Consider the following 16,876-nt stretch of genomic DNA (forward strand, 5'->3'; position numbering starts at 1 on the left):
TTCATTGTTTGTATCCGAAGATACGTTTTTTGCCTCATCGTTCAGTTTTCAAAGTCCGATATGTCGTTTGACGACTTTTAAATCTTACAGTAAACTATTAACTGGTGTCAATAACTTTTTTCGTAAGTTTTTTTCGTTTTCGACGTGTCTGTGTGGCGTGTGCCTCAGCGACATGTATTAATATATCAACTCTTGTTTTTTACGTCAACTGTTTTTCTAAAAAAACATTAAAAAAAGATGGACGCCGCTCTGACCGGATAAAACGGTAGCACGGCGCCCTTTTCTTTTATGCTCTTTTCCCCGACGCAGCATTCGCTGAATTCGGTTTTTCCTGCAACCGGTGCAACATCAGAATCTGATACGCATTACAAACGAGTAATGTGGCAAGTGCCGCCCATAACATCCGTTTGTCTTGTGTCGCCTGAAGAGCCGGAACCCATTCAATCAATGTGATGACTGTCATCAAAAAGAGTGTCGGCACGAACGCCGTGAAGTTTGTCTCGCGGGCTTTCGTCCGAGCGACAAAAAACGCAATGATCAATAAGACAACCATCTCTCCGATATACAGGTTTGTTTTTTCAAATCCGAAAGCAAGACCGCGAAGGTAGATTCCGTCGAATAACGCAAATGCGATTAAGACGATTTGAACCCGGTCCCACAGCTTAGCTCCCCGGAAAATATCGAGTCCGACCCGGTGAAGGATCAGATACGAAAAGAATCCCATCAAACTGATGGCTGTCCATGTACTACTGTAAGCCAGGGCTGTAACATATCCGCTGATCGATTGATTGCGGACATAACCCGGTTCAGCGACAAGGTTAAACACGAAGCCGGCGAGCGTCCCGATCAGGAGCGTCATCCAAAACAGCTTCAAAAATCCTCTAGTCTTCATTCATTATCCCTCTACTTTTTCGATGACACGCGCTGCGAGTTCATTATAGTGTGTTTCAAATGGATGGTCGTCACGGTAAATCGACGGTGCAAAGTCCGTGTCATTTGCATACGGCTGTCCAAGTGGAATCTTAGCTAGAATATCTGTTTTTAACGCTTCTGACAACTTCTCTCCGCCGCCTGAACCAAACACATACTCTTTTTCGCCCGTTACCTTGCTTTCGAAATACGCCATATTCTCGATGATTCCGAGTAAACGGTGGTTAGTTTTGATTGCCATCGCTCCTGCACGTGCTGCGACGAATGCCGCAGTTGCGTGTGGTGTCGTGACAATCAGTTCCTGACAGCTTGGCAACATTGAATGAATATCGAGTGCCACGTCGCCTGTACCCGGTGGTAAATCAAGAAGTAAGTAATCGAGGTCGCCCCATTCGACGTCAGAGAAGAAGTTGTTTAACATCTTTCCGAGCATCGGACCACGCCAGATGACAGGTGCATTGTCTTCGACGAAGAAGCCCATCGAGATGACTTTAACGCCAAAACGTTCAGGTGGAACAATCCGGTCGTTGACGACCGTCGGACGGGTTTCGATGCCCATCATGTCCGGTACACTGAATCCGTAAATATCTGCATCAATCAATCCGACTTTTTTGCCCGCCCGTGCGAGGGCAACTGCCAAGTTGACAGAAACCGTTGATTTTCCGACGCCACCTTTACCGGAAGCAATCGCAATGAACGTCGTGCCCGACTCTGGTTTAAGAATCGACGGTGTCGTTGCTGCTTGAATACCGTGATCGCCGAGTGCCTCAAAACGTAACCCAACCGTCTTGAATCCTTTTTCTTTCAACTCTTTGACGATCTGTTGTTGTAACGCAAGCTGTTCGCCGGATCCTGCTTGCGCAAGTGCGATTTTAAGACTGACATAGTCTCCTTTGATGCGGACATCCCGAATCCCATTCGTATCTGTAAGCGAGCGTTCAATCGTCGGATCGATCATTTGCCCGACTACCTCGCGAATTTCTTGTTCATTCAACATAGTGCCTTCCCCCTGAGAACGTTCGATTTAATCCATTTCAGTATAACAAAAATAAGATAGCGCTTGCACATTTCGACTCGGAAAGCATGACATTTCCTTGACGACACCAAGGAAACGGACGAAAAGGAGATTAAAAAAAGAGACCTCCCTCTTCGCAACTGCAAAAAGGGGATCCCGGCGTGTTTAAAACATTCGATTCCACGTTGCGGGTCCGACGACACCATCGACCGTAAGTCCTTGCCGTTTTTGGTAAGCACGTACTTTCTCCGCTGTTTCCGCATCAAAGCGTTTCGTGACCGTCGCCTTGACTGCCCGCTGGATCCGCTCGATGTCCCGGCTGTTCATGTTGACGGCTCCTTTATAAAGGGGATTCCCCGGATAAGGCACCAAGACGTCTGTCGTCGTTTTGTTTAATTCAAAGTGAGGGTAGTCTTTAAAGCCGCTCCAATCCCCGCCCCAGGAAAAACCCTGCCGCTTCATGGCGTGAACGATTTGCTGAAAGTTTTCATCCGTATTAAAGATCGCTTCCGTGCCGTCCATGGAATATTGAAACAGATCAACGGCAATGCCCCGGTTATGATTCGATTGTCCCCCCCGGGCGTTCGTGACGATTGCCCCCGGAGTCGTCCGTCCTTGTGCATACAATTTCTCCTGCTCGGCATAGGAGCGGAATCCTTGAGCCACACCGACGTAAATTCCTCTGACATGGAGTTCACGGATGACCTGGCGTGTTTTCCGGGCAACTTCCGGCGACAGTCCCGGAACATTTAATTTCCGGTTGGCTCGTTCGAGTAACCAACTGACTGATACTGTCATCTTTCATCACACTCCTTTGTAACCTGTTCCCAAAAACCGAATCCGGTATACTTGACGATGGACGTGTTCTTATCCAATCATTCGGAAAAAGGAGTTTTTTGATGAAAAAACTGTTAGTCTTCGCAAGCGTCATCACAGTCCTCTTACATATCGGCTATGCAATTTACTTTTATGCAGGGCATGAAGCAAATATAGCTTATCAACCCGCTCTCCCTGAAAACAGCACGGTGTTAAGTCAGGAGACGTCTTTTACCGGTGCAGTCGGTTCACAGACGGCGAATGATCCTCTTGCATTTTTACAGCATCTTTTCCTCCGGAGTATCCCGCTGACGTTTATTGCTCTCACAGCACTCTTATTCCTCATCCGAACAATACGACGACGTACGTTTTGAACGACAGACCATTGCTTGACCGCTTTTTTTAATTAAAGAGCGGTCTTTTGACATAAAAAAATCTCCCACCCGTAAGGATGAGAGATAAAACGATTAACGTTTTGAGAACTGAGGTGCACGACGTGCTGCTTTAAGACCGTATTTTTTACGTTCTTTCATACGAGCATCGCGTGTGAGGAAACCTTTAGCTTTAAGTGTTCCACGGAAGTCTGGATCCGCTTGAAGAAGAGCACGTGAGATACCGTGACGGATTGCGCCTGCTTGACCAGTGAAGCCGCCGCCTTTGACCGTTACCATGATATCGTATTTGCCTTCTGTTTCTGTGAGTACAAGTGGTTCTTTTGCAGTCATGATTAATGTTTCATAACCGAAGTATTCGCTGATATCGCGCCCGTTAACTGTGACTTTACCGTCTCCAGCAACGAGGAAAACGCGAGCTGCCGCGTGTTTACGGCGACCAGTGCCGTAGTAACGTACATCTGCCATCGTGTAGTTCCTCCTAAATTCGTATTAATTAACCGCGAAGTTCATAAACTTCTGGTTGTTGTGCTTCTTGCTTATGAGTATCTCCAGCGTAAACGTGGAGTTTGTTGAACATTTGACGACCGAGGCTACCTTTTGGAAGCATCCCTTTGATCGCGAGTTCAAGCATACGCTCAGGTTTGTTAGCGAGTAAGTCGCGTGCGACAGTCTGCTTCAAGCCGCCTGGATGACCAGAGTGACGGTAGTAGACCTTTTTGTCGAGTTTGTTACCAGTTAAAACGATTTTCTCAACGTTGATGAGGATAACGTGATCCCCACAGTCAACGTGTGGTGTGAACGTAGGTTTGTGCTTACCGCGGAGAAGTGAAGCAACTTCGCTCGAAAGACGACCGAGTGTTTTGCCTTCTGCGTCGATAAGGAGCCATTTGCGTTCTACATCAGTAGCTTTCGCCATGAAAGTTGTGCGCATGTAAAATACCTCCTAAGGAATTTAAAAATTTCTTTTTTGATTTTTCATTTATTCACTGTTTGAATCTATCAGAATCTTAGGTGTACGGGGCTAAGATTGTGGTTTCATAATAAATGAAATGCCAATAAACATTGTATGTTTTTTAGCGGCTAATGTCAAATGCCTTTTTTAGACTCTGGGTAGAAAACTTCCCAAAGGTATAACCCGTGCGGTGGTGCCGTCACACCAGCGACGTTTCGATCCTTCGCTTCGAGCATCCGTTTGATGTCATCCGGGGCAAATCGACCGCGTCCGACATCAAGCAACGTGCCGACCATGATCCGGATCTGATTGTAGAGAAAACCGCTTCCTTGAAAACGAAAAATCAGTTCTTCCCCTTGTTCGATCAGTTCCGCTTCATAAATCGTCCGAACACGATTGTCCGTCTCTGTCTTCGCGACACAGAACGAACTAAAGTCATGAGTCCCGACTAAATGCGCTAATCCCAGACGAATTTGCGCAACATCGAGCGAATACGGAATCAGGACGGATTGATGACGCCGAAACGCATTTTCCGTCCGGCGCACGAAGTACCGGTACTCTTTCCCTACTACATCATACCTTGCTTCGAAGTCAGAAGCGACCTCTTTACAGTCCCGAACACGAATATCGTCCGGTAATAACGTATTTAAAGCCTTCACCATGCTTGCCGGTGCAATCGAAAGCTCCGTATCAAAATGAATGACTTGTCCCTGTGCGTGCACACGGGCATCCGTACGTCCGGAACCGATGACCTTGACCGGGTGCTTGTGCATCCGTCCAAGCGTCTTCTCGAGGACTTCCTGAATCGTCAGACCGTTCGGTTGCACTTGATACCCGGAATAGTCCGTTCCGTCATACTGAATCGTACATTTAAAGCGTCGCATCAAAATCCTCCCCGTAAATACACCAGCAACAGTCCGAGGACGACCAGAAGCAGGATCAATCCCGTATCGCGTGTTGTCCACTTGGACTCACGGAGCCGGGTCCGTCCTTCACCGCCGCGGTATCCGCGGGCTTCCATCGCCGTTGCCAGATCTTCCGCCCGCTTAAATGCCGAGATGAACAGCGGAATCAACAAAGGAATGATCGCCCGCAGACGTTCCTTGATTGGTCCCGCCGATAAATCGACCCCGCGTGCCTGCTGTGCCTTCATGATTTTTTCCGTCTCTTCCGCCAGGGTCGGGAGGAAACGGAGTGAAATCGACAACATCAAGGCAATTTCATGGGTCGGGACACGGACGACCTTAAACGGTTTCAGGAGCAACTCAATCGCATCCGTCAGTTCGATCGGTGACGTCGTCAACGTGACGAGTGTCGTGATCGAGACCAGATAAAAGAAGCGGAGCGAAACGATGATCGCGAGACGTAATCCTTCTTCATAAATCTTGAACCAGCCGAATTCAAACAGAACAGCCCCTTCACGCGTAAACAACAGTTGAATGATGAACGTAAAGACGATTAAGAATAAGATCGGCCGGAGCCCCTTTAAGACGTAACGAATCGGTAATTTACTGCTGGCTAACGCAAAAAACGTAAACAGCAATAAAAAAATATTCGTTGCCGCATTATTGGCCAAAAAGACAAGAGGAATAAAACAGAAAGCAAAAATGATTTTCGCAACGGCAGACGAACGATGTAAATACGACGTTCCCGGTATATGTTGTCCTACAATCATCGTTTATCCTCCCGTACATGCAAAATCCAGTCAATCAATTCCGCTTCCGTCTGAAGCGATGGACGCGGTTGGTTCAATTGATCGGCCATCTGCCAGGCAAAGGCCAGAACGTGGGGTAAATCGAGATGGAATTGACGCAGTAACGTTTCTTGACGGAATAGACCCATTGGTTCTCCGTCATACGCAACCTGGCCCTCTTCCATGACGACGACGCGGTTCGTATATTCCAGCACCTGGTCCATGTCATGCGTAATCAACAGCAATGTCATTCCTGACTGTGCATGCAACTCGGCAAAGAGAGAAAGCATCTGCTTCCGTCCTTGCGGATCGAGTCCTGCTGTCGGTTCATCGACGATCAACACGTCTGGTTGACTAGCGAGTACGCCCGCAATCGCAACACGCCTCATTTGCCCACCAGACAGGTCAAACGGAGAACGTGACCAAAAGACTTCATCGAGTCCAACGGTACGTAAGGCATCTTTTGCTAACCGTTCTGCCTCTGCCGGTGCGTGACCGAAGTTCATCGGACCAAACATGACATCTTTCAAGACGGTTTCTTCAAACAATTGATATTCCGGATACTGAAAGACAAGACCCACCCGTTTCCGGAGTGCTTTTAAATCTTGTTTTCGTTTCGGTTCGATGATGATTTCATCGACCTGTACCTTCCCTGCTGTTGGTTTCAACAAGCCGTTGATGTGTTGGACGAGTGTCGACTTCCCGGAACCGGTATGCCCTACAAACGCAACAAGCGCCCCTGACGGAATCTCAAGATTCACATCACGCAGCGCGACTCGTTCAAACGGACTATTGAGTTGGTACGTATAGTTTAATTCCTGGATTAAGATTGGCATAAGCGGTTCACCAAGTCTCTTTCATCTAGTATCGTGTCCGCGTAAGTAAGACCACGTGCTGAAAGTTGCTCCTGCACCCGGACGACAAATGGAACATCTAGTCCAATCTGCTCAAGAAACGCGGATTGTGCAAACACCTCTTGCGGTGTCCCTTCTAAAACGATTTGCCCCGCATCCATGACAATGACACGACTGGCCCGTAAGACCTCATCGAGTTCATGTGTAATGGCAACGACGGCCATCGGGTGTTGCTCATATAATTCCTGAACGGTCGACATAACCTCAGTTCGTGCAATCGGATCAAGCATCGATGTCGCTTCATCGAGCACGAGAACATCAGGGCGCATCGCAAGCGCCGAGGCGATTGCGACACGCTGCTTCTGTCCGCCGGATAGTTGATGGGGTTCCCGATCAACAAAATCCGTAAGGCCAACGCGCGCTAGACTGTCGTCGATACGACGAACCATTTCCTCGCGTGGCACACCCCAGTTTTCCAGGGCAAATGCCACGTCGTCGCGCACGGTCGTGCCAACGAATTGATTATCCGGATTTTGAAAGACGATACCGATTGCGCGGCGCATCTCCCACAGTTGCTCCGGTACTGCACTCGAGAATGTCTCATTGACAGTAACCGTTCCTTCTTCAGGAAGCAACAATCCGTTAAACAACTTCGTCAGCGTTGATTTTCCAGAGCCGTTGTGTCCAACGATCGCGACCCATTCCTGCGAATGAATCGAAAGAGAGACATTCCGTAAGGCTGGTTGTTCTTGTTCCGGGTAACGGTAGGTCACCTGTTCCAACTCAATCAGCTTTGTCATGTCTGCTCCTCCTTCATCAAATCAAAAATAATTTCATTTGTAACAAAAGGGCAGAAGCGAGTTACGCACTGCCCTTTTATTCGAATCATTTAAAAATTAAACGAGTTCGATGATGACCATTTCTGCGCCGTCACCACGACGTGGTCCCATTTTCATGATACGTGTGTAACCACCTTGACGCTCAGCAAAACGTGGTGCCACATCTGCAAACAACTTTTGGATTGCATCTTGTGTTTTACCAGCTTCGTTTTGACCAGCAGCTTCGCGACGAACGAACGATGCAACTTGACGACGAGCGTGGAGATCACCGCGTTTACCTAAAGTGATGAGTTTCTCAACGACTGGACGAAGTTCCTTCGCTTTTTGTTCTGTAGTTTGGATACGCTCATTGATGATGAGATCAGTCGCAAGGTCACGCAAAAGTGCCTTACGTTGTGAGCTTGTACGGCCTAATTTCGAGTATGCCATGGATGGATTCCCTCCTTCGTGCAATTAATAGTTTTTAGTCTTCTTTACGTAGGCCCAGTCCGAGTTCATCGAGCTTCGCTTGAACTTCTTCGAGTGATTTACGTCCGAGGTTACGAACTTTCATCATCTCGTCTTCGCTCTTGTTCGCGAGTTCTTGAACCGTATTGATGCCGGCACGTTTCAAACAGTTGTACGAACGAACTGAAAGATCGAGTTCTTCGATCGTCATTTCAAGTACTTTTTCTTTTTGATCTTCTTCCTTTTCGACCATGATTTCGGCATGGAGCGCTTCGTCCGTAAGACCAACAAAGATGTTTAAGTGTTCTGTCATGATTTTTGCGCCGAGTGACACTGCTTCTTCAGGGCGGATTGAACCGTCCGTCCAAACATCAAGCGTCAACTTATCGAAGCTCGCATCTTGACCAACACGTGTTTTTTCAACTTGATAGTTTACACGTTGAATTGGCGTGTAAATCGAATCAATTGGAATGACGCCGATTGGCATATCGTCCCGTTTGTTATCTTCAGCCTGAACGTAACCACGGCCGCGACGAGCTGTCAGACGCATATGAAGTGATGCACCTTCTGCAAGTGTTGCAATGTGGAGTTCTGGGTTGAGGATTTCGACGTCGCTGTCATGCGTAATGTTCGCTGCAGTAACAACGCCGGCGCCTTGAATATCGATCTCAAGTGTTTTCTCTTCTTCCGAGTAAACTTTGAGGGCGAGTTTCTTGAGGTTCAAGATGATTTGGGTAACGTCTTCTACAACGCCATCAATCGTCGAGAACTCATGAAGAACGCCATCGATTTGGACTGCAGTGACTGCAGCACCCGGAAGTGAAGATAATAGGATACGACGCAATGAGTTACCAAGCGTTGTACCGAATCCACGCTCAAGCGGTTCTACCACGAATTTACCAAACGTAGCGTTGTCGCTTAATTCGACCGTTTCAATCTTCGGCTTTTCGATTTCGATCATCTGAACCCCTCCTTGAATATCGTCATGTTGGCCATCGCGTTCAATCGCCAACCGTCTTGTGCACGTTTCTACTGCCTTGCTTGGTCAAACGATCAACAAAAGTCTACTCGAATTCCCGCTTTGCAGTACAAGACGGGTTACACGCGACGACGTTTTGGAGGGCGGCAACCGTTGTGTGGAACTGGAGTTACGTCACGGATCGCTGTTACTTCAAGACCGATTGCTTGAAGCGCACGGATTGCAGCTTCACGACCTGCACCAGGACCTTTAACGTTAACTTCTACAGTACGCATACCGTTGTCCATTGCTGTTTTCGCAGCAGTTTCTGAAGCGAGTTGCGCAGCAAATGGAGTAGATTTACGTGAGCCTTTGAAGCCCATGTTACCTGCAGTTGCCCAAGAGATTGCATTCCCTTGCATGTCAGTGATCGTAACGATTGTGTTGTTGAATGTTGAACGGATATGCACGATACCAGATTCAATATTCTTTTTGACTTTACGTTTACTACGAACATTCTGTTTACGTTTTGCCATCTTAGTTTACCCTCCCTTACTTCTTCTTGTTCGCTACTGTACGGCGTGGGCCTTTACGAGTACGCGAGTTGTTTTTAGTGTTTTGACCACGAACTGGAAGACCACGACGGTGACGAACACCACGGTAGCAACCGATTTCGATCAAACGTTTGATGTTGAGTGAGATTTCACGACGAAGGTCACCCTCAACTTTTACTTTATCTAATCCATCACGGAGTTGGTTGAGTTGTTCTTCAGTCAATTCACGAGTACGAGTATCTTCAGAGATACCAGCTTCTTTCAAGACTTTCTGAGCAGTTGTTTTACCAACACCATAGATGTAAGTGAGTGAGATAACGATGCGTTTCTCACGTGGAATATCTACACCAGCAATACGTGCCATGTGTGCACCTCCTTGTTTAATTACCCTTGTTTTTGTTTATGCTTAGGGTTTTCGCAAATAACCATTACTTTGCCTTTACGGCGGATAACTTTACATTTTTCACAGATCGGTTTAACCGAAGGTCTTACTTTCATTGTGAATACCTCCTCCTGAAAAAATCGGAGTTTTTATTTGAAACGGTATGTGATCCGTCCGCGAGTCAAGTCGTATGGTGACAACTCAACCGTTACTTTATCTCCTGGTAGGATCCGAATGAAGTGCATCCGAATTTTTCCTGAGACGTGCGCGAGGACCGTGTGGCCGTTTTCTAACTCCACCTTAAACATCGCGTTTGGAAGCGGTTCGATAACCGTACCTTCCACTTCGATTACATCTTGTTTCGCCATCAATTATACCCCTTTCTCTATAAAGTTGATTGGGAGCCCAGACGATTTGTAGCGCTTAGGGGCTTTCTACAGTAGCCGTGAGAGAATCATCGGTCACAAACACGAGTGGATAGCGGCTTATAGAAAGGTGACACCAATAACGCGCACAGCTCACTCTGCATCGACCGTTAAGATCTCGTAGCCTTCGTCTGTGATGGCGATGGTGTGCTCAAAGTGGGCGCACATGCTACCGTCCACTGTCACTACCGTCCAATTGTCGGATAGCGTGCGAACATAGCGTTTTCCGACATTAACCATTGGCTCAATCGCCAAGGTCATGCCAGTTTTCAGGCGCGGCCCTTTCCCCGGTGGTCCATAATGTGGAATTTGCGGATCTTCATGCAAATTTTGTCCCACGCCGTGGCCCACATATTCGCGGACTACAGAAAAATTCGCTGCTTCAACATGTGACTGAATCGCATGCGAAATATCTGTCAGGTGCACGCCGGCTTTGGCGCGCTCCAATCCTTTATACAGAGATTCTTCAGTTACGTCAAGTAACCGCTTCGTCTCTTCAGAGATTGTACCTACCGGATATGTCCAGGCTGAATCTCCGTGATATCCGTTATACTCCGCCCCGATATCAATCGAGATGATGTCTCCATCGTGGAGTACGCGGTCACCCGGAATACCATGGACAAGTTCTTCATTTACTGAAGCACAAATGCTGCCAGTAAACCCATTATAACCTTTAAACGATGGTGTTGCCCCTTGACTTCGAATATAGCGTTCAGCAATCGCATCGAGTTGCCCCGTTGTGATCCCTGGACGAATATGAGCTTTGAGCTCCTTATGCGTCCGGGCGACGATTTGTCCTGCCTGACGCATGATGTCGATTTCACGCGGCGCTTTCGTAATGATCATTACTGACCACCAAGAAGTGCTTGAACATCGGAATAAACTTCATTAATCGGACGATCACCGTCCAAATTACGAAGATACCCTTTTTCAGCGTAAAAGTCAATCAAAGGTTGCGCTTGAGCGACGTTGACTTCAAGACGACGGCGAACCGTTTCTTCTTGATCATCTTCACGTTGAACAAGTGCTGATCCGTCGATATCACAGACACCCTCCACTTTTGGTGGGTTATAGATGACATGATACGTTGCTCCACATGTCGGGCAAATCCGGCGGCCTGTCAAACGAGGGACAAGTTTCTCCGGGTTCACACCGATGTGAACGACGTGATCGATTTGTTTATTTAGATCCGCAAGCAATACTTCAAGAGCATCCGCTTGTTTCACTGTGCGTGGGAAACCGTCAAGAAGAAAACCATTGGCACAGTCTTCTTTGGCGAGACGCTCACGTACGATGCCGATTGTGACTTCGTCCGGAACGAGTTCCCCTTTATCCATGTACGATTTCGCTTCCTGCCCGAGCGGTGTTTGATCTTTGATCGCCGCACGGAACATGTCGCCTGTCGAGATGTGTGGAATGGCGTAGTCTTCGATAATTTTCGCAGCCTGCGTTCCTTTTCCAGCACCCGGCAAGCCCATCAATACAAGATTCATGTCGGTAGCCTCCACTTCTATAGACTCTATAGACACAACAGAAAGGAAAGGGATGGTCCCCTTCCTCCCGCCTTATCGGATAAAGCCTTTGTAGTGTCGTTTAACCAGTTGACTTTCAATCTGTTTCATCGTCTCAAGACCTACACCGATGACGATCAACAGGCTTGTTCCACCAATCTGCACCGAGTTCGGTAAACCAGCGAACTTAATAAAGAACGTTGGCGTCACCGCGATGACAGCGAGGAAGAGTGAGCCGAAGAATGTCAGACGGTACAGGATCTTCGTGATGTACTGTTCCGTTTGCTTACCAGGGCGAATACCAGGAATGTATCCGCCTTGCTTTTGAAGGTTCTCTGCCATTTGTTCCGGGTTAACCTGAACGAATGTATAGAAGTAAGAAAATGCAATGATCAGTGCCACATAGATCGACATACCGATTGGACTCGTATAGTCGAAAATGTCACGGATTTTCGTCGCATTTTCCGGACTTGCAAAGAAACTTGCAACCGTTGGTGGCGTCACCATGAACGATACAGCGAAGATAACTGGGATAACACCAGCAGCATTCAGTTTAATCGGCAAGTGTGTCGATTGACCGCCTACTGGTGCACGGTTCACCGTACGCTTAGCGTACTGAATCGGAATCTTACGGGCAGCTTGCTGCACATAGATAACTCCGACGATGACCGCGATGATGATTAAAAGCAACAGTACGATATAAAGCACATTGACAAACAAAGCATCCCCTGCATTTTGGAGCTTTGTTTCGTAGATCTGACGGAACGCGTTCGGGAAGCCTGCGACAATCCCAGCGAAGATGATCATTGATATCCCGTTACCAATGCCCTTCTCCGTGATGAGTTCACCGAGGAACATCAAGAATGCGGTACCCGCCGTCAAAACAAGTGCAATCATAACGTACGTCCAGGTGCCGTATTGCTCATCGACAAGACCTGGGTAGATACGGTTAAATCCAAGCGCGATTCCAAACGCTTGGACTAAGCCGAGTACGATCGTTCCATAGCGCGTTACCGTTGCTAACTTCTTACGGCCCGCCTCTCCTTGTTTTGCCCATTCGGCAAACTTTGGAACAACGTCCATCTGTAAGAGTTGGACAACGATCGAGGCCGTGATATACGGCATGATTCCCATCGCAAAGAGTGAGAAATTCTGCAAAGCATTCCCGCCGAAGGAATTCAAGAAACCAAGAATACCATTCTGGTCGATCTTGAATACTTCAGTGTTTACCATCGGCACCGGGATATGTGCTCCGATACGGAACACGATAATCAGAGCCAAGGTAAAGAGAATGCGCCGACGAATGTCGGCTACGCGCCACATATTGGAGATCGCTTGAAACATTAGATCACCTCAACCGTACCGCCGGCAGCTTCGATCGCTTGCTTCGCAGCTTCGGAGAACTTGTGAGCTTTTACTGTCAGTTTCTTTTCAATCTTACCGTTAGAAAGGATCTTCACGCCATCCTTCATACCTTTGACTGCGCGAGTCTCGATAAGAAGTTCTGGTGTTACTTCCGTTCCATCTTCAAAACGGTTAAGTGTGTCAAGGTTGATAACCGCGAACTCTTTACGAGTCGGGTTGTTGAAGCCGCGTTTTGGTAAACGACGGAAAAGTGGGTTTTGTCCACCTTCGAAACCTGGACGAACACCACCGCCTGAACGAGCTTTTTGACCTTTGTGACCACGGCCAGAAGTCTTACCGTTACCAGAAGACATACCGCGACCTACACGGTTGCGTTCTGAACGTGAACCAGCAGCTGGTTTCAATTCATGGAGTTTCATAGTGGGGCACCTCCTCATAAAATTATATCAAACGTATTACTCTTGAATTTCTTTAACTGTCAATAAGTGTGACACGTGGTTAATCATCCCACGCATAGCAGCGTTGTCAGGTACGACAACAGTTTGGTGCATCTTACGGAGACCAAGCGTACGAGTAGTAACGCGTTGGTTCTCCGGACGACCGATCATGCTGCGTGTGAGGGTAACTGCGAGTTTCGCCATCTGTATTCCCTCCCTTTCTTAACCGCGAAGTTCTTCGACGGTTTTACCGCGGAGTTTCGCAACGTCTTCAGCACGTTTAAGTGAAGTGAGACCTTTAACAGTCGCACGAACCATGTTGATTGGAGTGCTTGATCCAAGTGATTTCGAAAGAATGTCGTTGATTCCCGCTAATTCGAGAACCGCACGAACTGGGCCACCAGCGATGACTCCAGTACCTTCAGAAGCAGGTTTCAAGAAGACGTGACCTGCACCGAAAATTCCGTTGATTTCGTGTGGAATTGTAGTGTTAACGATTGGAACGTTAACCATGTTTTTCTTTGCATCTTCGATTGCTTTACGGATCGCTTCAGGCACTTCCTGAGCTTTACCCGTACCGAAACCTACGTGACCATTCTTGTCACCTACGACGACGAGTGCAGCAAAACGGAAGCGACGGCCACCTTTTACTACTTTCGCGACGCGGTTTACAGTAACAACGCGTTCTTCGAGTTGATCCATGTTAATTTCTAACTGGCGCATGTAGAGGTTCCCTCCTTTTCTATTAGAATTTGAGACCAGCTTCACGAGCTGCTTCAGCTACTGCTTTAATACGTCCATGATAGAGGTATCCTCCACGGTCGAAAACGACTGTTTCAATACCTTTTTCAAGAGCGCGTTCAGCTGCAAGCTTACCAACTGCTGATGCAGCGTCAGTCGTGTTGCCTTTTTCAAGGTCGAGTGATGATGCAGATGCGAGTGTTGCATGTGTTGCATCGTCAATGACTTGTACGTAAATGTTCTTGTTCGAACGGAATACATTCAAACGTGGACGAGCTGCAGTCCCGATGATTGTACGACGTACACGACCATGACGCTTTTTACGCGTAGCATTTTTGTTTGCCTTTGAGATCATTTATGCCACTCCTTTCCGGTCAATTCGTCTTAACGAATTACTTACCTGTTTTACCTTCTTTACGACGGACGACTTCATCACTGTAACGAATTCCTTTACCTTTGTACGGCTCAGGCTGACGGTACGAACGGATCAATGCAGCAACGTGTCCAACACGCTCTTTGCTGATTCCGCGGACGATGATTTGCGTATTCGTAGGAACTTCGACTTCAATGCCTTGTTCCGGAGTGTACTCGATTGGGTGTGAATAACCGAGGTTGAGTACGATTTTGTTACCTTGCTTTTGAGCACGGTAACCAACACCTTGGATATCGAGTGTCTTAGCGAAACCGTTGTTTACACCTTCGACCATGTTCGCGATAAGCGCACGAGTCGTTCCGTGGATTGTACGGTTAGCTTTCTCGTCGTTTGGACGAGTGACAGTCAATTCATTACCTTCTACGTTGATAGCCATAGTCGGGTTGAACTCACGAGTGAGTTCACCTTTAGGACCTTTTACCGTAACTGTGCTGTTTTCAACTGTTACTGTAACGCCTGCTGGGATAACGACTGGCTTTTTACCAATACGTGACATTTAAGACACCTCCGTTCTTTTTATGCGTGGATTACCAGATGTATGCGATCACTTCGCCGCCGACTTTTTGTTGGCGAGCTTCTTTGTCTGTCATAACACCTTTAGATGTTGAAACGATAGCGATTCCGAGACCACCGAGTACTTTCGGGATTTCATCAGCTTTCGCGTAAACGCGAAGACCTGGTTTCGAGATACGTTTGAGTCCAGTGATGACGCGTTCGTTGCTTGCGCCGTACTTAAGGAATACGCGGAGCGTACCTTGTTTGCTGTCCTCGAGATATTCAACATCGCGGATGAAACCTTCACGTTTGAGGATTTCAGCGACTTCACGTTTGATTGTAGAAGCTGGCATTTCCAACTTCTCATGGCGAACCATGTTTGCATTACGAATGCGTGTAAGCATATCTGCAATCGGATCTGTCATAACCATGCGATGTACCTCCTTTCACAACTTTAATGAATTACCAGCTTGCTTTTTTAACACCAGGGATTTGACCTTTATGAGCAAGATCACGGAACTTAATACGGCTGATACCGAATTTACCAATGTAACCGTGTGGACGGCCAGTGATACTGCAACGGTTGTGTAAACGAACCGCTGAAGAGTTACGTGGGAGTTTGCTCAAGCCGATGTAGTCGCCTTGTGCTTTCAATTCTGCGCGTTGTTCAGCGTAGCGCTCGACGAGTGCTTGGCGTTTTACTTCACGTGCGATCATTGATTTCTTAGCCATGTGTGCGGCCTCCCTTATTTTTGGAATGGCATGCCGAGTGCTGTGAGAAGCTCACGTGACTCTTCATCCGTATTAGCAGTTGTAACGATAACGATGTCCATACCACGGACTTTAGATACGCGATCGTAGTCGATCTCTGGGAAGATCAATTGTTCCTTCACGCCTAGCGTGTAGTTACCACGGCCATCGAATGATTTCTTCGATACACCACGGAAGTCACGTACACGTGGAAGTGACACGTTGATCAACTTGTCGAGGAACTCATACATGCGCTCTCCACGAAGTGTTACCTTCGCGCCGATTGGCATACCTTCACGAAGTTTGAAACCAGCGATTGATTTCTTAGCTTTCGTGATGAGTGGCTTCTGACCAGTGAGGAGCTGAAGCTCTTCGACTGCCATGTCAAGTGCTTTCGTGTTCGTAACAGCGTCACCAACACCCATGTTGATTACGATCTTATCGACTTTCGGCGCTTGCATTACAGAAGTATAGTTGAATTTCTCCATCATTACTTTGACGATTTCGTCTTGGTATTTAGCTTTTAAACGGTTCATCAGAAAGTGGACCTCCTTTCTTTAAATCTTCTTATTTATCTAAAGCTTCGCCCGATTTTTTAGCGATACGTACTTTCTTGCCGTCAACCACAGTGAAACCAACGCGTGTTGGGTTTCCTGTCTTAGGGTCGATGAGCATAACGTTCGATACGTGAATCGGTGCTTCTTTCTCGACAATTCCGCCTTGCGGGTTGAGTTGAGAAGGTTTTGAGTGTTTTTTGATCATGTTAACGCCTTCGACGATAACGCGATCTTTTTTAGGCATAGCAGTAAGGACAACACCTTGTTTGCCTTTATCTTTACCAGTCATAACCTGAACTTTATCACCTTTTTTGACATGCATCGTTA

28 protein-coding genes are annotated in these 16,876 nt (G+C 47.3%); 1 reads left to right on the plus strand and 27 read right to left on the minus strand.

Annotated features, from left to right (window positions below; translation table 11 throughout):
• Nucleotides 1-286: 286 nt before the first annotated feature.
• The 3 genes from N7U64_RS14655 to N7U64_RS14665 all read right to left on the minus strand — a co-directional run bounded on the left by N7U64_RS14655 (nt 287) and on the right by N7U64_RS14665 (nt 2,743).
• A complete protein-coding gene (locus N7U64_RS14655) occupies nt 287-892 on the minus strand; it encodes a KinB-signaling pathway activation protein (protein ID WP_012369046.1) in 606 nt (201 codons plus the stop codon).
• Between the two features lie 3 nt (nt 893-895).
• Nucleotides 896-1,927 (minus strand): Mrp/NBP35 family ATP-binding protein, encoded by a 1,032-nt coding sequence (locus N7U64_RS14660; RefSeq protein WP_012369045.1) that lies wholly within the window; start codon nt 1,925-1,927, stop codon nt 896-898.
• A gap of 183 nt (nt 1,928-2,110) precedes the next feature.
• Entirely contained in the window at nt 2,111-2,743 is a 633-nt protein-coding gene (locus N7U64_RS14665; RefSeq protein ID WP_318930425.1) for a M15 family metallopeptidase, read from the minus strand.
• A 101-nt stretch (nt 2,744-2,844) separates the two neighbouring features.
• Here N7U64_RS14665 and N7U64_RS14670 point away from each other — a divergent pair, with 101 nt between their 5' ends.
• Nucleotides 2,845-3,135 carry a hypothetical protein gene (locus N7U64_RS14670; RefSeq protein ID WP_318930426.1) on the plus strand — a complete coding sequence of 97 codons (291 nt, stop codon included), beginning with the start codon at nt 2,845-2,847 and terminating at the stop codon, nt 3,133-3,135.
• Between the two features lie 93 nt (nt 3,136-3,228).
• Here the strand turns inward: N7U64_RS14670 and rpsI are convergent, their stop codons facing one another.
• From rpsI to rplX, 24 genes are all read right to left on the minus strand, one after another.
• Complete coding sequence (gene rpsI / locus N7U64_RS14675) at nt 3,229-3,621, minus strand: 30S ribosomal protein S9 (protein ID WP_012369042.1); 393 nt, start codon at nt 3,619-3,621, stop codon at nt 3,229-3,231.
• Nucleotides 3,622-3,649: 28 nt separating this feature from the next.
• Complete coding sequence (gene rplM / locus N7U64_RS14680; protein WP_012369041.1) at nt 3,650-4,087, minus strand: 50S ribosomal protein L13; 438 nt, start codon at nt 4,085-4,087, stop codon at nt 3,650-3,652.
• A gap of 155 nt (nt 4,088-4,242) precedes the next feature.
• The gene (truA, locus tag N7U64_RS14685; protein ID WP_012369040.1) at nt 4,243-4,992 is read right to left on the minus strand and encodes a tRNA pseudouridine(38-40) synthase TruA; all 750 of its coding nucleotides are present in this window, start codon (nt 4,990-4,992) and stop codon (nt 4,243-4,245) included.
• On the minus strand, nt 4,992-5,783 hold the full coding sequence (locus tag N7U64_RS14690; protein WP_318930427.1) for an energy-coupling factor transporter transmembrane component T: 792 nt from the start codon (nt 5,781-5,783) through the stop codon (nt 4,992-4,994). Before N7U64_RS14690 ends, truA begins: the two co-directional genes overlap by 1 nt.
• Entirely contained in the window at nt 5,780-6,637 is an 858-nt protein-coding gene (locus N7U64_RS14695; RefSeq protein WP_318930428.1) for an energy-coupling factor transporter ATPase, read from the minus strand. Before N7U64_RS14695 ends, N7U64_RS14690 begins: the two co-directional genes overlap by 4 nt.
• Nucleotides 6,625-7,455: an energy-coupling factor ABC transporter ATP-binding protein gene (locus N7U64_RS14700; RefSeq protein ID WP_318930429.1), complete on the minus strand. Its 831-nt coding sequence runs from the start codon at nt 7,453-7,455 to the stop codon at nt 6,625-6,627. The genes N7U64_RS14695 and N7U64_RS14700 overlap by 13 nt, the downstream gene beginning before the upstream one ends.
• A 96-nt stretch (nt 7,456-7,551) precedes the next feature.
• Nucleotides 7,552-7,923, minus strand: coding sequence for a 50S ribosomal protein L17 (gene rplQ / locus N7U64_RS14705; RefSeq protein WP_012369036.1), 372 nt, complete (start codon nt 7,921-7,923; stop codon nt 7,552-7,554).
• A 34-nt stretch (nt 7,924-7,957) separates the two neighbouring features.
• A complete protein-coding gene (locus tag N7U64_RS14710; RefSeq protein ID WP_012369035.1) occupies nt 7,958-8,902 on the minus strand; it encodes a DNA-directed RNA polymerase subunit alpha in 945 nt (314 codons plus the stop codon).
• 137 nt (nt 8,903-9,039) lie between these two features.
• On the minus strand, nt 9,040-9,435 hold the full coding sequence (rpsK, locus tag N7U64_RS14715) for a 30S ribosomal protein S11 (RefSeq protein WP_012369034.1): 396 nt from the start codon (nt 9,433-9,435) through the stop codon (nt 9,040-9,042).
• A gap of 16 nt (nt 9,436-9,451) precedes the next feature.
• Entirely contained in the window at nt 9,452-9,817 is a 366-nt protein-coding gene (gene rpsM, locus N7U64_RS14720) for a 30S ribosomal protein S13 (protein WP_012369033.1), read from the minus strand.
• Nucleotides 9,818-9,837: 20 nt separating this feature from the next.
• Nucleotides 9,838-9,951 (minus strand): 50S ribosomal protein L36, encoded by a 114-nt coding sequence (gene rpmJ, locus N7U64_RS14725; protein WP_003156543.1) that lies wholly within the window; start codon nt 9,949-9,951, stop codon nt 9,838-9,840.
• 33 nt (nt 9,952-9,984) lie between these two features.
• A complete protein-coding gene (gene infA, locus N7U64_RS14730; RefSeq protein WP_012369032.1) occupies nt 9,985-10,203 on the minus strand; it encodes a translation initiation factor IF-1 in 219 nt (72 codons plus the stop codon).
• Nucleotides 10,204-10,353: 150 nt separating this feature from the next.
• Nucleotides 10,354-11,106 carry a type I methionyl aminopeptidase gene (map, locus tag N7U64_RS14735; protein WP_012369031.1) on the minus strand — a complete coding sequence of 251 codons (753 nt, stop codon included), beginning with the start codon at nt 11,104-11,106 and terminating at the stop codon, nt 10,354-10,356.
• Nucleotides 11,106-11,753, minus strand: a complete 648-nt coding sequence (locus tag N7U64_RS14740; protein WP_012369030.1) for an adenylate kinase — start codon at nt 11,751-11,753, stop codon at nt 11,106-11,108. Before N7U64_RS14740 ends, map begins: the two co-directional genes overlap by 1 nt.
• A gap of 72 nt (nt 11,754-11,825) precedes the next feature.
• Nucleotides 11,826-13,115, minus strand: a complete 1,290-nt coding sequence (gene secY / locus N7U64_RS14745) for a preprotein translocase subunit SecY (RefSeq protein WP_012369029.1) — start codon at nt 13,113-13,115, stop codon at nt 11,826-11,828.
• On the minus strand, nt 13,115-13,555 hold the full coding sequence (rplO, locus tag N7U64_RS14750) for a 50S ribosomal protein L15 (protein WP_012369028.1): 441 nt from the start codon (nt 13,553-13,555) through the stop codon (nt 13,115-13,117). The genes secY and rplO overlap by 1 nt, the downstream gene beginning before the upstream one ends.
• 36 nt (nt 13,556-13,591) lie before the next feature.
• Entirely contained in the window at nt 13,592-13,777 is a 186-nt protein-coding gene (gene rpmD, locus N7U64_RS14755) for a 50S ribosomal protein L30 (protein WP_012369027.1), read from the minus strand.
• Nucleotides 13,778-13,795: 18 nt separating this feature from the next.
• Nucleotides 13,796-14,296 carry a 30S ribosomal protein S5 gene (gene rpsE, locus N7U64_RS14760; protein WP_012369026.1) on the minus strand — a complete coding sequence of 167 codons (501 nt, stop codon included), beginning with the start codon at nt 14,294-14,296 and terminating at the stop codon, nt 13,796-13,798.
• A 22-nt stretch (nt 14,297-14,318) separates the two neighbouring features.
• Entirely contained in the window at nt 14,319-14,669 is a 351-nt protein-coding gene (gene rplR, locus N7U64_RS14765; RefSeq protein WP_012369025.1) for a 50S ribosomal protein L18, read from the minus strand.
• 37 nt (nt 14,670-14,706) lie between these two features.
• Nucleotides 14,707-15,243 carry a 50S ribosomal protein L6 gene (gene rplF, locus N7U64_RS14770; RefSeq protein ID WP_012369024.1) on the minus strand — a complete coding sequence of 179 codons (537 nt, stop codon included), beginning with the start codon at nt 15,241-15,243 and terminating at the stop codon, nt 14,707-14,709.
• Nucleotides 15,244-15,274: 31 nt separating this feature from the next.
• Nucleotides 15,275-15,673 (minus strand): 30S ribosomal protein S8, encoded by a 399-nt coding sequence (rpsH, locus tag N7U64_RS14775; RefSeq protein ID WP_012369023.1) that lies wholly within the window; start codon nt 15,671-15,673, stop codon nt 15,275-15,277.
• A gap of 31 nt (nt 15,674-15,704) precedes the next feature.
• Nucleotides 15,705-15,974 (minus strand): 30S ribosomal protein S14, encoded by a 270-nt coding sequence (gene rpsN / locus N7U64_RS14780; protein WP_012369022.1) that lies wholly within the window; start codon nt 15,972-15,974, stop codon nt 15,705-15,707.
• A gap of 14 nt (nt 15,975-15,988) precedes the next feature.
• Complete coding sequence (rplE, locus tag N7U64_RS14785) at nt 15,989-16,528, minus strand: 50S ribosomal protein L5 (RefSeq protein WP_012369021.1); 540 nt, start codon at nt 16,526-16,528, stop codon at nt 15,989-15,991.
• A gap of 31 nt (nt 16,529-16,559) precedes the next feature.
• On the minus strand, nt 16,560-16,871 hold the full coding sequence (gene rplX, locus N7U64_RS14790; protein ID WP_012369020.1) for a 50S ribosomal protein L24: 312 nt from the start codon (nt 16,869-16,871) through the stop codon (nt 16,560-16,562).
• Nucleotides 16,872-16,876: the final 5 nt, after the last annotated feature.

Source organism: Exiguobacterium sp. K1 (assembly GCF_033721435.1).
In the GTDB taxonomy this organism is placed as follows: domain Bacteria; phylum Bacillota; class Bacilli; order Exiguobacteriales; family Exiguobacteriaceae; genus Exiguobacterium_A; species Exiguobacterium_A artemiae.

Excerpts from the sequence above, each read along its gene's own strand:
- N7U64_RS14655 (WP_012369046.1), bottom strand. The coding sequence starts at position 892 with ATGAAGACTAGAGGATTTTTGAAGCTGTTTTGGATGACGCTCCTGATC.
- N7U64_RS14660 (WP_012369045.1), bottom strand. The coding sequence starts at position 1,927 with ATGTTGAATGAACAAGAAATTCGCGAGGTAGTCGGGCAAATGATCGAT.
- N7U64_RS14665 (WP_318930425.1), bottom strand. The coding sequence starts at position 2,743 with ATGACAGTATCAGTCAGTTGGTTACTCGAACGAGCCAACCGGAAATTA.
- N7U64_RS14670 (WP_318930426.1), top strand. The coding sequence starts at position 2,845 with ATGAAAAAACTGTTAGTCTTCGCAAGCGTCATCACAGTCCTCTTACAT.
- rpsI (WP_012369042.1), bottom strand. The coding sequence starts at position 3,621 with ATGGCAGATGTACGTTACTACGGCACTGGTCGCCGTAAACACGCGGCA.
- rplM (WP_012369041.1), bottom strand. The coding sequence starts at position 4,087 with ATGCGCACAACTTTCATGGCGAAAGCTACTGATGTAGAACGCAAATGG.
- truA (WP_012369040.1), bottom strand. The coding sequence starts at position 4,992 with ATGCGACGCTTTAAATGTACGATTCAGTATGACGGAACGGACTATTCC.
- N7U64_RS14690 (WP_318930427.1), bottom strand. The coding sequence starts at position 5,783 with ATGATTGTAGGACAACATATACCGGGAACGTCGTATTTACATCGTTCG.
- N7U64_RS14695 (WP_318930428.1), bottom strand. The coding sequence starts at position 6,637 with ATGCCAATCTTAATCCAGGAATTAAACTATACGTACCAACTCAATAGT.
- N7U64_RS14700 (WP_318930429.1), bottom strand. The coding sequence starts at position 7,455 with ATGACAAAGCTGATTGAGTTGGAACAGGTGACCTACCGTTACCCGGAA.
- rplQ (WP_012369036.1), bottom strand. The coding sequence starts at position 7,923 with ATGGCATACTCGAAATTAGGCCGTACAAGCTCACAACGTAAGGCACTT.
- N7U64_RS14710 (WP_012369035.1), bottom strand. The coding sequence starts at position 8,902 with ATGATCGAAATCGAAAAGCCGAAGATTGAAACGGTCGAATTAAGCGAC.
- rpsK (WP_012369034.1), bottom strand. The coding sequence starts at position 9,435 with ATGGCAAAACGTAAACAGAATGTTCGTAGTAAACGTAAAGTCAAAAAG.
- rpsM (WP_012369033.1), bottom strand. The coding sequence starts at position 9,817 with ATGGCACGTATTGCTGGTGTAGATATTCCACGTGAGAAACGCATCGTT.
- rpmJ (WP_003156543.1), bottom strand. The coding sequence starts at position 9,951 with ATGAAAGTAAGACCTTCGGTTAAACCGATCTGTGAAAAATGTAAAGTT.
- infA (WP_012369032.1), bottom strand. The coding sequence starts at position 10,203 with ATGGCGAAACAAGATGTAATCGAAGTGGAAGGTACGGTTATCGAACCG.
- map (WP_012369031.1), bottom strand. The coding sequence starts at position 11,106 with ATGATCATTACGAAAGCGCCGCGTGAAATCGACATCATGCGTCAGGCA.
- N7U64_RS14740 (WP_012369030.1), bottom strand. The coding sequence starts at position 11,753 with ATGAATCTTGTATTGATGGGCTTGCCGGGTGCTGGAAAAGGAACGCAG.
- secY (WP_012369029.1), bottom strand. The coding sequence starts at position 13,115 with ATGTTTCAAGCGATCTCCAATATGTGGCGCGTAGCCGACATTCGTCGG.
- rplO (WP_012369028.1), bottom strand. The coding sequence starts at position 13,555 with ATGAAACTCCATGAATTGAAACCAGCTGCTGGTTCACGTTCAGAACGC.
- rpmD (WP_012369027.1), bottom strand. The coding sequence starts at position 13,777 with ATGGCGAAACTCGCAGTTACCCTCACACGCAGCATGATCGGTCGTCCG.
- rpsE (WP_012369026.1), bottom strand. The coding sequence starts at position 14,296 with ATGCGCCAGTTAGAAATTAACATGGATCAACTCGAAGAACGCGTTGTT.
- rplR (WP_012369025.1), bottom strand. The coding sequence starts at position 14,669 with ATGATCTCAAAGGCAAACAAAAATGCTACGCGTAAAAAGCGTCATGGT.
- rplF (WP_012369024.1), bottom strand. The coding sequence starts at position 15,243 with ATGTCACGTATTGGTAAAAAGCCAGTCGTTATCCCAGCAGGCGTTACA.
- rpsH (WP_012369023.1), bottom strand. The coding sequence starts at position 15,673 with ATGGTTATGACAGATCCGATTGCAGATATGCTTACACGCATTCGTAAT.
- rpsN (WP_012369022.1), bottom strand. The coding sequence starts at position 15,974 with ATGGCTAAGAAATCAATGATCGCACGTGAAGTAAAACGCCAAGCACTC.
- rplE (WP_012369021.1), bottom strand. The coding sequence starts at position 16,528 with ATGAACCGTTTAAAAGCTAAATACCAAGACGAAATCGTCAAAGTAATG.
- rplX (WP_012369020.1), bottom strand. The coding sequence starts at position 16,871 with ATGCATGTCAAAAAAGGTGATAAAGTTCAGGTTATGACTGGTAAAGAT.